Source organism: Kineococcus gypseus (assembly GCF_050871305.1).
Lineage (GTDB): Bacteria > Actinomycetota > Actinomycetes > Actinomycetales > Kineococcaceae > Kineococcus > Kineococcus gypseus.
In genome coordinates this window covers 18,351-30,714 of record NZ_JBJLRD010000052.1, presented here as the reverse complement: position 1 = coordinate 30,714, position 12,364 = coordinate 18,351, and the positions used below count along the sequence as shown (strand labels likewise).

Annotated in this window: 10 protein-coding genes and 1 pseudogene; 3 read left to right on the top strand and 8 right to left on the bottom strand. The window is 77.6% G+C overall.

The features are described from left to right. Positions 1-310, bottom strand: a pseudogene (locus ACRYMN_RS17175) (alpha-N-arabinofuranosidase); the annotation flags it as partial. Between the two features lie 372 nt (positions 311-682). Between ACRYMN_RS17175 and ACRYMN_RS17170 the strand changes: the two are divergent. The 3 genes from ACRYMN_RS17170 (at position 683) to ACRYMN_RS17160 (ending at position 4,567) form a co-directional block, all read left to right on the top strand. Then, positions 683-1,705 carry a LacI family DNA-binding transcriptional regulator gene (locus ACRYMN_RS17170; protein WP_432497675.1) on the top strand — a complete coding sequence of 341 codons (1,023 nt, stop codon included), beginning with the start codon at positions 683-685 and terminating at the stop codon, positions 1,703-1,705. Beyond that, positions 1,702-3,258 carry an alpha-L-fucosidase gene (locus ACRYMN_RS17165; RefSeq protein WP_432497665.1) on the top strand — a complete coding sequence of 519 codons (1,557 nt, stop codon included), beginning with the start codon at positions 1,702-1,704 and terminating at the stop codon, positions 3,256-3,258. The genes ACRYMN_RS17170 and ACRYMN_RS17165 overlap by 4 nt, the downstream gene beginning before the upstream one ends. A gap of 118 nt (positions 3,259-3,376) precedes the next feature. Next, the gene (locus tag ACRYMN_RS17160; protein WP_432497663.1) at positions 3,377-4,567 is read left to right on the top strand and encodes a Gfo/Idh/MocA family protein; all 1,191 of its coding nucleotides are present in this window, start codon (positions 3,377-3,379) and stop codon (positions 4,565-4,567) included. Positions 4,568-4,617: 50 nt separating this feature from the next. Here the strand turns inward: ACRYMN_RS17160 and ACRYMN_RS17155 are convergent, their stop codons facing one another. From ACRYMN_RS17155 to ACRYMN_RS17125, 7 genes are all read right to left on the bottom strand, one after another. Further along, on the bottom strand, positions 4,618-6,237 hold the full coding sequence (locus tag ACRYMN_RS17155; protein ID WP_432497660.1) for a carboxylesterase family protein: 1,620 nt from the start codon (positions 6,235-6,237) through the stop codon (positions 4,618-4,620). 53 nt (positions 6,238-6,290) lie between these two features. After that, a complete protein-coding gene (gene ptsP / locus ACRYMN_RS17150) occupies positions 6,291-8,000 on the bottom strand; it encodes a phosphoenolpyruvate--protein phosphotransferase (protein WP_432497658.1) in 1,710 nt (569 codons plus the stop codon). A 70-nt stretch (positions 8,001-8,070) separates the two neighbouring features. Beyond that, positions 8,071-8,340 (bottom strand): HPr family phosphocarrier protein, encoded by a 270-nt coding sequence (locus tag ACRYMN_RS17145; protein WP_432497655.1) that lies wholly within the window; start codon positions 8,338-8,340, stop codon positions 8,071-8,073. A gap of 136 nt (positions 8,341-8,476) precedes the next feature. After that, complete coding sequence (locus ACRYMN_RS17140; RefSeq protein WP_432497652.1) at positions 8,477-10,021, bottom strand: PTS fructose transporter subunit IIC; 1,545 nt, start codon at positions 10,019-10,021, stop codon at positions 8,477-8,479. Then, positions 10,018-10,494, bottom strand: coding sequence for a PTS sugar transporter subunit IIA (locus ACRYMN_RS17135; protein WP_432497649.1), 477 nt, complete (start codon positions 10,492-10,494; stop codon positions 10,018-10,020). The genes ACRYMN_RS17140 and ACRYMN_RS17135 overlap by 4 nt, the downstream gene beginning before the upstream one ends. Further along, on the bottom strand, positions 10,491-11,465 hold the full coding sequence (locus ACRYMN_RS17130) for a 1-phosphofructokinase family hexose kinase (protein WP_432497646.1): 975 nt from the start codon (positions 11,463-11,465) through the stop codon (positions 10,491-10,493). Before ACRYMN_RS17130 ends, ACRYMN_RS17135 begins: the two co-directional genes overlap by 4 nt. Continuing rightward, on the bottom strand, positions 11,462-12,223 hold the full coding sequence (locus ACRYMN_RS17125) for a DeoR/GlpR family DNA-binding transcription regulator (protein WP_432497644.1): 762 nt from the start codon (positions 12,221-12,223) through the stop codon (positions 11,462-11,464). Before ACRYMN_RS17125 ends, ACRYMN_RS17130 begins: the two co-directional genes overlap by 4 nt. Positions 12,224-12,364: the final 141 nt, after the last annotated feature.

The following is a 12,364-nucleotide window of genomic DNA, read 5'->3' as shown; positions in this document are numbered from 1 at the left end:
TGGGCCGCTGCTCGCGCGGGCCGATGCCGTCCCGCCAGTGGTAGGTGTCCGCGAAGCAGCCCCCCGGCCAGCGCAGGTTCGGGATCTGAAGCGCCCGCAGCGCCGCGACCACGTCCGAGCGGATCCCACCCACGTTGGCGATCTCGGAGTCCTGCCCCACCCAGAACCCGCCGTAGATGCACCGGCCCAGGTGCTCGGCGAAGTGCCCGTACAGGTGCCGGCTGATCCGCGCCCCCGGCAGGTCCACGTCCAGGACCGCCTGCACCTGCCGCACCGGGCCGGCCGCCCGCGCGGTGGCCGGTTCCTCCAGGGGCAGGCGCGGAGCGGGTGCCGCGGTGGTCAGGGCGGTGGCCGGGGCGGTGGCCGCGTCGGCTCGTTCGTCGTCGGTGAGCACGCTGTCCTCACAGGGTCGGGGAGGTCGCGCCGCCGCAGCTCACCAGGTCGAGCGCAGCGGTCGCCCGAAGTCGTCGCACCGGCCCCGACCGCTCCCGGCCGCCACCGTCGGCGGCCCCGGTCGGCCCGGCGCATATCGATATAGTGAGCAGCGCACCGCACCGTGTCAAGGCTCCCGGTGACGGCCGTTCACCGGTAGTTTCGTTCCGGTGAGCAGCGGCCGCTCGGCCGCGGGCCCGGACGTCCGACGGGACGCCCGGGAGGTGAGGAGGACCCCGCTGTGGTGACGATGCGCGACGTGGCCGCCGAGGCCGGCGTCTCCCCCATGACCGTGTCCAACGCGCTCAACGGCAAGCGCCCCGTCAGCGAGCAGACCCGCCGGCTGGTGATGGAGACCGTCGAGCGCATGGGCTACCAGGTCAACGTGGCCGCGCGCAGCCTGCGCCAGCGGCGCACCGGCGTCGTCGGCATCGCGGTCCCCATCCTGGACAGCCACTACTACGCGCGCCTCAGCCACCGGCTCGTGCGCGCCTTCGCCCGGGCGGGCCTGGCCAGCGTGGTGGAGGAGACCCGCGCGAGCAGGGAGGGCGAGCTGGCCGCGTTCCGCGACTCCCGGCTCAACGCCTACGACGGGCTGGTCATCGCCTCCCTCGGGCTGAGCGAGCGCGAGATCGACGCGCTCAGCCGGGAGGTGCCGGTCGTGGTGCTCGGGGAGCAGGAGCTGCACCGCACGGTCGACCGCGTCGGCATGCCCAACGCCGAGAGCGCCGCGGCGGCCACCCGGCTGCTCGTGGAGCGCGGGTGCCGACGGCTGGCGATCGTGGGGGCGCCGCAGGGCCCCGACGGCGCGACGCTGCCCGAGGCCGCCGCCTTCCTCCCCCGCGCCGACGGCTTCCACGACGTGGCCGCCGCCGCCGGCCTGAGCGCCGCGTCGGTGCACGAGGGGGTCACCCAGGAGGCCGGCGTGCGCTGCGCCCGGCGGCTGCTGGAGCTGCCCGAGCGGCCGGACGGGGTCTTCTGCGTCACCGACACCCTGGCGTTCGGCGTCCTGCGCGGGCTGGCCGACCACGCGGTGCGCGTGCCCGAGGACGTCCTGGTCGTCGGCTTCGACGACGTCGAGGACGCGCGCTACCTCGTCCCCTCGCTGTCCTCCGTCGCCCCCGACCTCGACGTCCTGGTGGGCGAGGCGGTGCGGCTGCTCACCCGGCGCATCGCCGACCCGGCCGCGCCGGCGCAGGAGGTGACCGTGCCCTTCACCGTGGTCGAGCGCGAGTCGACGCGCCGCCCGCACGACCGGAGGCCCCCGCCGTGAGCGAGCCCCTGCCGAAGCTGGACGCCTCGCGCCTGCCCCCGCCCGTCGACGTGTCCGACAACACGGCCGCCCTGGCCGCCGTGCGCGCCGTCGTCGAGCGCGGGCCGTACACCGACGAGTGGAGCTCGCTGAGCCGGTACTCGCCCCCGCGCTGGTACGAGGACGCGAAGTTCGGGATCTTCGTGCACTGGGGGGTGTACTCGGTCCCCGCCTTCCGCAACGAGTGGTACCCGCGCACCATGTACCAGGCGGGCCGGCCGGAGTTCGAGCACCACGGGCGGACCCACGGGCCCCAGTCGGAGTTCGGCTACAAGGACTTCATCCCCTCCTTCACGATGGGCTCCTTCGACCCGGTCGAGTGGGCCGCGCTCTTCCGCCGGGCGGGTGCGCAGTTCGTCGTCCCCGTGGCCGAGCACCACGACGGCTTCGCCCTGTACGACACGGCCAGGTCGCGCTGGAGCGCGGCGCGCATGGGGCCGGGACGGGACGTCTTCGGCGACCTGCTGCGCGCGGTGGACGACGCCTGGATGGTGCGCGGGGCCTCCTCGCACCGCGCCGAGCACTGGTTCTTCATGAACCCCGGCACGCGCTTCGACTCCGACGTCCGCGATCCGCGCTGGCAGGACCTCTACGGCCCCGCCCAGCGCGACGAGACCGCGCCCAGCGAGCGCTTCCTGGAGGACTGGCTGCTGCGCTGCGTGGAGGTCGTCGACCGCTACCGCCCGCAGGTCTTCTGGTTCGACTGGTGGATCGAGCAGCCCGCGTTCGAGCCCTACCTGCGCAGGTTCGCCGCGTACTTCTACAACCGGGCCGCCGAGTGGGGCCGGGAGGTGGTGATCAACGCCAAGTGGGGGGCGTTCCCGGCCGGGTCGGCGGTCCACGACGTCGAGCGGGGAACCCTGAGGGGCACCTCCGCGACCCTGTGGCAGAACGACACCTCGGTGTCGAGGTCGTCCTGGTGCTGGGTGGACTCGCACGACCACAAGAGCGCGGACGACCTGGTCGCCGAGCTCGCCGACGTCGTGGCCAAGAACGGCGTCCTGCTGCTGAACGTCGGCCCCACGCCCGAGGGAACCATCGCCGCGCCCGAGCGCGCGCTGCTGGAGCAGCTCGGCGACTGGCTGACGCGCAACGGCGAGGCGGTCTACGGCACGCGGCCGTGGCGCGTGCACGGGGAGGGTCCCACCAGGGCCGCCGCGGGGTCGTTCGCCGACGGCACCGCCGCGGGGTACACCGGCGCCGACGTGCGCTTCACCCGGCGCCGGGACGCCGTCGGCGACTACGTCTACGCGATCCTGCTCGCCGAGCCCGACGGCGGCACCGCCCGCGTGCGCGCGTTCGGCGCCGACAGCGCCCTGCTCGAGCAGGAGGTGCGCGAGGTGGGGGTCCTGGGGGTCGACGGGCCGGTCGAGTGGAGGCGCGAGCCGGCAGAGCTCGTCGTGCGGCTGCCGGCACGGCCCGCCGGTGCGGGCGGCCCGGTGGTGAAGGTGTTCCTCGAACCCGACCGGGCCGAGGATCGCTGGGACCCCCTGCACGGGCCCTCGCCGGCGTGAGGCGCCGCGGCCTTGTCGGCCCGCGCGCTTGCGCCTAGCGTCGGCACCCCGGCCCGGCGCCCGCGACGACGCGCGGCGCGCACCGGCCGTCCCAGCACCCCACCGAGAGGCCCCACCCGTGACCTTCAGCCTCGCCATCGTCGGCGCAGGGCAGTTCGCCGGTTCCTTCGCCACGCTGTTCGCCCGGCACCCCGGCGTGGGCGACGTCCACGTCACCGACCTGCTGCCCGAGCGCTCCAGGGCGCTGGCCGACTCCCTGGGCCTGGCCGGCACCTTCCCCTCGGTCGAGGACGTGCTCGCCTCCGACGTCGACGCCGTGGCGGTGTTCACGCAGCGCTGGACGCACGGGCCGCTGGTGGCGGCGGCGCTGGACGCGGGCAAGCACGTGTACTCCGCGGTGCCGATGGCCATCACGGCCGAGGAGGTCGCCGCGATCGTCGAGCGGGTGCGCCGCACCGGGCTGACGTACGTGATGGGCGAGACCAGCTACTACAACCCGGCCACCGTCTACGTCCGCCGGCGCCTGGCCGAGCTCGGGCACGTCTTCTACGCCGAGGGCGACTACGTGCACGACATGGACCTGGGTTTCTACGACGCCTACCGCTACTCCGGCGGCGAGGGGTGGGCGGCGACCGCCAGCTTCCCGCCGATGCTCTACCCCACCCACGCGGTCGGCGGGGTGCTCGGCGCGCTGCCCACGCACGCCACGAGCGTCAGCTGCACCGGCACCCGCGACACCCGCGGCGACGGCGTCTTCGACCGCGCGGTGAGCATGTTCGACAACGACGTCTCCAACGCCACGGCGCTCTTCGAGCTCGCCGGCGGCGGGTCGATGCGCACCAACGAGTTCCGCCGGGTCGGCTACCCCTCGCACCTGAAGGAGTCGCGGTTCCGCTTCTTCGGCACGGGCGCCAGCTTCGAGCAGACCGTGAACCAGAGCCTGTGGCAGGACAGGGACGGGTTCACCGACGTGACGGAGCTGCTCGAGACGCGGCCCAGCGTGCCCGCCGACGACCCCTCGCTGGCCGGCGTCTCCCCGGCGCTGCGCGCGGCGTTCGTCTCCGGCACCGCCCCGGTGCACGACCGCAGCCGCCTGCCCGAGAGCTTCACCGGGGCGCCCAACGGCCACGAGGGCAGCCACCAGTTCCTCGCCGACGACTTCGTGCGCGCGGTGACGACGGGCGAGCCCGCGCCGGTCAACGCGTGGGTCGCCGCGCGCTTCACCCTGCCGGGCATCGCGGCGCACGAGTCGATGCGCCGCGGCGGCGAGCGCCTGCCGGTCCCCGACCACGGCGACGCACCCGCCTGAGGAGCGCCCCGCGCGCGCCGGCCACCCCTCCCCGGCCGGCGCCCCCGCCCTCAGGCGGGGGCGCCGCCGGTGCGCCCGGGCGCGGCCGGCGCCGCCCCGCGCGGGCGGGGCTCGACCGCGTCCCACAGCTCGTCGCGCGGGTCCGGCGCGGTGTCCAGGGAGTCGGTGGAGCCCCACACCCGCACCGGGGCGCCGTCCGGGCCCACCGCCGGCCAGCCGGGGTCCCCGCCGTGCGCGAACGCGGTGAGCGCGTCGACCATGCGCCGCGACAGCGCGGCCGAGGCGGGCGTGGGCCACACCCCCGGCACGCGCGGGCCCAGCAGCGGCACGCGCCGCGCCAGGGGCAGCACGGGCACGGCGTGCAGGAACTGCTCCATCGCGACGGGGTTGCCGAACCAGAACGGCAGGTCCAGGGCGTGCGTGGCGCCGAAGCGCCCGCCCAGGGCGGGGCTGCGCCAGGTGAACCGCGACAGGAACGCGGTGCCGCCGCGCGCGGCGTGGGCGCGCGCGAAGCGCCGGGTGGGCTGCACGAACAGCGCGTCGCCCAGCAGCGCGTCGCCCACGGCGCCGGGACCGGCACCGGGCATCAGCTCGCGGTAGCGCTGCACCGCCCCCGGCCCCAGGCCCACGGCGGCGGCGAACGCCTCCACGTCGCCGCGGGTGCGCGCCAGCGGGGCGAAACCGCTGCGCGAGAACAGGGTCCACTCGTCGGCCTGGTGGTTCACCAGCAGCGGCACCGCGGGGTCGCCCCCGGCGCCGGGGCCGGTGGTGAACGGGCCGGTGACCAGCTCGCCGTCGACGACGGGGTGGTACAGCAGGGGCACCGCGTCGCGCGGGTCGCCGCTGGTGGCGGCCGCGTCGAGCAGGTCCCGCGCCACCGTCTCGGAGGCCGCCAGCAGGCGCACCGGCGGCAGGCCCGCCAGCCCGGCCCGCGTGGCGGGCACGCGCGCCGCGGCGGCCACCCGCTGCGCGGTGCGCCGGGCGTGCTCCACGGTGACCATCTCGGCGGTGATGCTGGCGGTCACCGCGCGCGAGAACAGCCCGCGCGCGGCGGGCGCGCACAGCAGGGCGGCCACCGAGGCGGCCCCGGCGGACTCCCCCGCGACCGTCACCCGGCGCGGGTCGCCGCCGAAGGCCTCGACGTTCTGCGCCACCCAGCGCAGCGCGGCCAGCTGGTCGAGCAGGCCGCGGTTCTCCGGGCAGCCCTCCACCGAGCCGAACCCCTCGAAGCCCAGCCGGTAGTTCGGGCTGACCACCACGAGGCCGCGCGCGACCCACGCGGCGGGGAAGTACGCCGGCGCCGAGCCCGAGCCGCTGATCCAGCCGCCGCCGTGCAGCCACACCAGCACCGGGCGGCCCGCACCGCCCGCACCGCCGGCACCGCCCGCGTCGTCCGCGGGGACGTGCACGTCCAGCGTGAGGTGGTCGTCGCCGGCGTCGTGGGCCCAGCCGTAGCCCGAGCGCGGGTCCTGCGGGGCCACGGGCGAGGGGCGGTCGGCCTCGCGCACCCCGCACCAGGGCACCACCGGCGCGGGAGCGCGCAGGCGGTGCTCGCCCACCGGGGGCGCGGCGTAGGGGATGCCGCGGAACGAGCGCACCCCCCGCCGGGGCGGGCCGCTGCGCACCGCGCCGGCCGTCGTGCGCACCACCGCACCCTCGTCGCGGGCCACCGCTCCCCCTCCCGGGCCGGTCCGCACCGGCCCGGCGGGCACGTTACAGCGAGCTACAGGGCGCGCACCGCGGGGTCGGCCAGGGCCGCGGCCGCGGCGCGGGCCGCGGCCGGGTCCTCGGCGGCCAGCGCCGCGGAGGCCATCGCCCGGCACGTCGCCGCGGTGGTGCGCGCCAGCGCGAAGCGCACCGCGGGCACGGCGGCGGGCGCCATCGACAGGCTGGTGACGCCCAGGCCGACGAGCACCAGGGCCAGCAGCGGGTCGCGGGCGGCCTCGCCGCACACGCCCACGGGCCGGCCGGCGGCGGCACCGGCCGCGCCGGTCAGGCCCACCAGCTGCAGCACCGCCGGCTGCCACGGGTCCAGCAGGTCGGCCAGCTCCCCGGCCAGGCGGTCGGCGGCCATGGCGTACTGGGTCAGGTCGTTGGTGCCGACGCTGACGAAGTCCAGCCCGGCGGCCAGCAGCGCCGGCGCGCGCAGCGCCGCGGCCGGCACCTCCACCATCGCCCCCGCGGTGCGCAGGCCCGCCGCGCGCGCCCGCTCGGCGAAGCCGGCGGCCTCGGCGGCGGTGGCGACCATCGGCGCCATCACCCACGGGTCGGTGCCGGTGCGCTCGGCGGCGGCGGCCAGGGCGCGCAGCTGGGTGGCCAGCAGCTGCGGGTGGCGCCGGGCGGTGCGCAGGCCCCGCACGCCCAGGGCGGGGTTCTCCTCCGGCTCCACCGGCACGAACGCCAGCGGCTTGTCGGCGCCGGCGTCCAGGGTGCGCACGACGACCTTGCGCCCGGCGAAGGCGGCCAGCACGCGCGCGTAGGCGTCGGCCTGCTCCGCCTCGCCCGGCTCGGCGGCGCGGTCCAGGAAGAGCACCTCGGTGCGGAAGAGGCCCACGCCCTCCACGGCGGCGGCGCCGGTGGCGGCCGCGGCCCGCTCGGCGTCCTCCACGGTGCCGACGTTGGCCAGCAGCTGCACCTGCACGCCGTCGGCGGTGCGCCCGGGGCCGCCCGCGGCGGCGGCCAGGGCGGCGCGCGCGGCGCGGCGGGCCTCGACGGCCTCGACGAGCTCGGCGGGGGGGTCGGGGGTGACGGTGCCGGCGCGGGCGTCCAGCGCCACGCGCCCGCCCGCCCGCAGCGACGTCGCCCCGGCCACGCGCACCACGCACGGCACGTCCAGCTGCGCGGCGATGATCGCGGTGTGGCTGGTCGGCCCGCCCAGCTCGGTGACGATGCCGGCCACGAGCGCGGGGTCCAGCGTGGCGGTGTCGGCGGGGGCGAGGTCGGCGGCGACGACGACGGAGGGCCCGTGCAGCGCCGGCACCCCGGGCTGCGGCAGGCCCAGCAGGTGCGCCAGGACGCGGTCGCGCACGTCGCGCAGGTCGGTGACCCGCTCGGCCAGGTACGGCCCGCCGGCGGCCAGGACCTCGCAGAAGCCCTCCACCGCCGCGTCGACCGCGCTCGCCGGGCCGGTGGCAGCGCCCAGGCGCCGCTCCACGTCGGCGAGCAGGCCGGGGTCCTCGGCCATCAGGGCGGTGGCCGTCAGCACCTCGGCGGTGGTGCCGCCGGCCACCGCGGCGCGCTCGCGCAGCGTGGCGGCCACGGCGGCGAAGGCCGTGCGCACGGCGTCCGCGGCGGCGGCGGGGTCGGCGGCGGGCGGCTCGTCGGCCGGGGGGCGCGCCGGCGGGGCGACGAGCACGACGGTGCCCACGGCGGCGGAGGTGCCGACGCCCACGCCGGTCAGCACGGCGGGCGCGGCGGGGTCGGTGGTCGTCACGGCGTCTCTCCGGTCCTCGGGTCGGGCGGGGTCGGGCGGGGTCGGGCGGTGCGGGGGGGGGGTGCGGGGCTCAGGCGGCGTCGTGGTCGGCCTCGACCACGGCGGCGAGCTGCTCGAGGGCCTGCTCGGCGCCCTCGCCCTCGGCGCTGAGGGTCACGGTCTCGCCGTGGCGCGCGCCGAGGCCCATGACCATGAGGATGCTGCGGGCGTCGACGGGCGCACCGCCGTCGCGGGCGATGGTCACGGGCAGGCCGGTGGCGGCGGCGGCCTGGACGAAGAGCGACGCGGGGCGCGCGTGCAGGCCGACGCGGGAGCCGACGGTGGCGGTGCGGCTGGGCACGGGGTCCTCCTGGACGGGGTGCGGTTCGGGGGTGCGGTCGGGGGGGTGGCGCGCCGGGCGGGGGGGGGGGGGGGGGGGGGGGGGGGGGGGGGCGCCCCCCCCCCCCGCCCCCCCCCCCCCCCCCCCCCCGGGCGGGTCAGGCCGAGACGGCCTGGCGGCCGGTGGTGCCGGTGGTGGCGGCGTCGGTGCGCTGCGCGCCGCGGTGCGCGCCCTTGAGGACGACGACCAGGGCGGCGGTGACCAGCGAGCCGAGGGCGATCGCCAGCAGGTACAGCACGGGGCTGCTGATGAGCGGCAGCACCACGATCCCGCCGTGCGGGGCGCGCAGCGTGCTGCCGACCGCCATGACGAGCCCGCCGGTCAAGGCGGAGCCGACGATGCACGGGGGGATGATGCGCAGCGGCGCGGCCGCGGCGAAGGGGATGGCCCCCTCGGTGATGAAGAACGCGCCCAGCAGGACGGCGGCCTTGCCGTTCTGCTGCTCGGCCTCGGTGAACAGGCGCCGGCGCACGAAGGTGGCGATCGCCAGGCCCAGCGGCGGGGTCATGCCGGCGGCCATGACGGCGGCCATGATCTTCAGCTGGACCGGGTCGCCGGAGGAGGCCGCCGCGGCGGTCAGGCCGGTGGTGGCGAAGGTGTAGGCCACCTTGTTGACCGGGCCGCCGAGGTCGACGGCCATCATCGCGCCGAGCAGGACGCCGAGCAGGACGGCGCTGGTGCCGGACATGGAGTTCAGCCCGTCGGTCAGCGCCTCCATGAGCCAGCGCAGCGGCCGGCCGAGGACGACGAACATGACGAACCCGGTGACGAAGGTGGCCACCAGGGGGATGACGACGACGGGCATGACGCCGCGCACGGAGTTGGGCACCTTCAGCCGCGCCAGGCCCAGGGCGACGAAGCCGGCCAGGAAGCCGGCGGCCAGGCCGCCGAGGAAGCCGGCGCCGACGGTCACGGCGATGGAGCCGCCGACGAAGCCGGGCGCGATGCCGGGGCGGTCGGCGATGCCGAAGGCGATGAAGCCGGCCAGGACCGGCACGAGGAAGCCGAAGGCGCCGGCGCCGACGACGAAGAGCAGGCCGGCCCAGTCGCGCGCGGTGAGGGGGTCGAAGCCGTCGACGAGGTCCGCGGCGGTGAAGTCCGTGATCCGGTACCCGCCGATCATGAACGACAGGGCGATCATGATGCCGCCGGCGGCCACGAACGGGATCATGTAGCTGACGCCCGTCATGAGCCACTGGCGCACCCGGGTGCCCACCCCGGCGCCGGAGGTCACCTTCGAGGACAGCGCGGGGCCCGAGCCCGGGGCGGCGCTCGCGCCGGCGGCACCGGCGGAGGCACCGGTGGCGGTACCGGCGGCGGGCGAGCCCTTCGGCGCGGCCTGCGCCGCGGCGACGGCGGCGGCCACGACACCGGGGGCGTCGGAGACGGCCCGCTTGACCCCGACGTCGACCGCGGGCAGGCCCGCGAAGCGGTCCTTGTCGCGCACCTCGAGGTCGGCGGCGAAGATGACGCCGTCGGCCGCGGCGACGACCGCCGGGTCCAGCGGCGCCGAGCCGGCGGCGCCCTGGGTCTCCACGACGACCTCGTGCCCGGCGGCCTTGCCCGCCTGCTCGAGGGCCTCGGCGGCCATGTACGTGTGGGCGATGCCCGTGGGGCACGACGTGATCGCGACGAACTTCATCGTCCGTACACCTCTTCCATGACGGTGCGGGCGATCGACGCGGCGTCGGGCGCCTCGAGCAGGGACTGGCGGAAGGAGACGTGCACCAGCCGGCGGGCCAGCGCGGCGAGGATGGTCATGTGGTCGGCCTCGCCCGTGGTGGGCGCGGCGATGAGGAAGACGAGGTTGGCCGGGCCGTCGGGGGCGCCGAAGTCCACGCCGGGTCCGGAGACGACGCGGCCGACGGCCAGGCTGGGCACGGTGACGGCCGCGGAGCGCGCGTGCGGCAGGCCGATGCCGCCGGGGATGCCGGTGGCCATCTGCTGCTCGCGGGCGGCGACGTCGGCGAGGAACTGCTCCAGGTCCGTGACGCGGCCGGCGTCGCGCAGCACCTGCGCCAGCTGGCGCGTGGCGTCGACGCGGTCGCTCGCGCGCAGGTCGGCGAGGACCAGGTCGCCGGTGATCAGGTCCGGGGTGCTCACGGTGTCGCTCATGGCTGCAGGTCCTTCAGGGGGGTCTCGGGGTCGGGGTTCTCGACGACGCGGACGCCGGCGGCGCCCGCGCGGGTCTGCTCCGGGCCGGGCACGGCGCTGCCCGGCAGCAGGACGGCCGCGCGGCCCCAGGCGACCGCGGCGGCCAGGCGCCGGGGCGCGGGGCCCGGCTCGTGCAGGTAGCCGGCCAGGGTGCAGTCCCCTGCGCCGACCGTGCTGCGCGGCACCAGGACGGGCCCGCCGGCCCACCAGGTGCCCTCCGCGCTGGCCAGCAGCGCGCCGGCCCCGCCCAGGCTGACGAGGACGTCGCCGCAGCCGCGCGCGCGCAGGTCCGCCGCGGCCGTGCGCACGTCGCCCACGGTGAGCAGCTCGCGGGCCACCAGCTCGCAGAGCTCCTCGAGGTTGGGCTTGAGCACGTCGGGGCCGGCCTCGACGGCGGCGGCCAGCGCGGGGCCGGAGGTGTCCACGGCGGTGGGGGTGCCGGTCGAGCGCGCCAGGCGCACCAGCTGCGCGTGCAGGTCCACCGGCGCACCCGGCGGCAGGCTGCCGGAGGTGGCCAGCCAGCGCGGCGCGACGGTCAGGCGGGCGCGCACCGTGCGCAGCAGCGAGTCGACCTCGGCGGCGCCGAGCACCGGGCCGGCCTCGTTGAGCTTGGTCGTGGTGCCGTCCGCCTCCACGACGGTGGTGTTGCTGCGCACCGCGCCGGCGATGGCCACGGGCACCACCTGCACGTCCTGCGGGGCCAGCAGGGCCACGAGCAGCTCGCCGTCGGCGCCGCCGCAGGGCAGCACCGCGGTGGCGCGCGCACCGTGCCGGGCCAGGGCCCGCGCGACGTTGACGCCCTTGCCGCCGGCCTCGACGGAGGCGGCGGTGGCCCGGTGCACCTCGCCGCGGGTGAGCACGTCCAGCTCCAGGGTGCGGTCCACGCTGGGGTTGGGCGTGACGGTGACGACCGCCGCGCGCGCCCCGCTCACGCCAGCACCACCCGCGGGCCGGCGGCCTCGAGGTCGGCGACGACGCCGGGGTCGGCCCCGGAGTCGGTGACCACGGTGTCGACCCCCTCCAGGTCGGCGACGTGGGCGAAGTCGTCGCGGCCCAGCTTGGAGCGGTCGGCCAGGACGACGGTGCGCCGGGCGGCGCGCATGAGGGCGCGCTTGACGCCGGCCTCGGCCAGGTCCGGGGTGGTCAGCCCGCGCTCGGCGCTCAGGCCGTTGGTGCCCAGGAAGCACACGTCGGCGAAGACCTCCGCCAGCGCCCGCTCGGCCCAGGCGCCCACGGCGGCCAGGGTGCGCCCGCGCACCTGCCCGCCCACCAGGTGCAGGGTGACGTTGGGGCGGGTGGCCACCGCCTGCGCGATCTGCAGCCCGTGGGTGACCACCACGAGGTCGCGGTCGGTGGGCAGCAGCTCGGCCAGGCGGGCGGTGGTGGTGCCGGCGTCGAGGACGACCGTGCCGCCGCCGGGCAGCTCGGCCAGCGCCGCCTTGGCGATGCGCTCCTTCTCGGCGCCGAAGACCTCCTGGCGCTCGCCCACGGCCAGCTCCGTGCCCAGGCGCTCGACGGGGATCGCCCCGCCGTGCACGCGGCGCAGCAGCCCGTGGCGCTCCAGCGCCGTCAGGTCCCGGCGGATCGTCTCGGGGGTGACGTCGAGGGCCTCGGCCAGGGCGCTGACCTCGACGCGGCCCTCGGCGCGCGCCCGCTCCAGGATCTCCTGGTGGCGCTCCGGTGCGTACATCGCCGACTCCGTCGTCCGTGCGGGCCCGGGGAACGGGCCAGCGGGGCCCGGACGGCCCCGTCGTGGACGATGGTGGCCCCCGTGCGGGCACGGAGTCAAGGGTTCGGGCGCGTTCGGACATGCAAGCGGGCGCGAAACCAC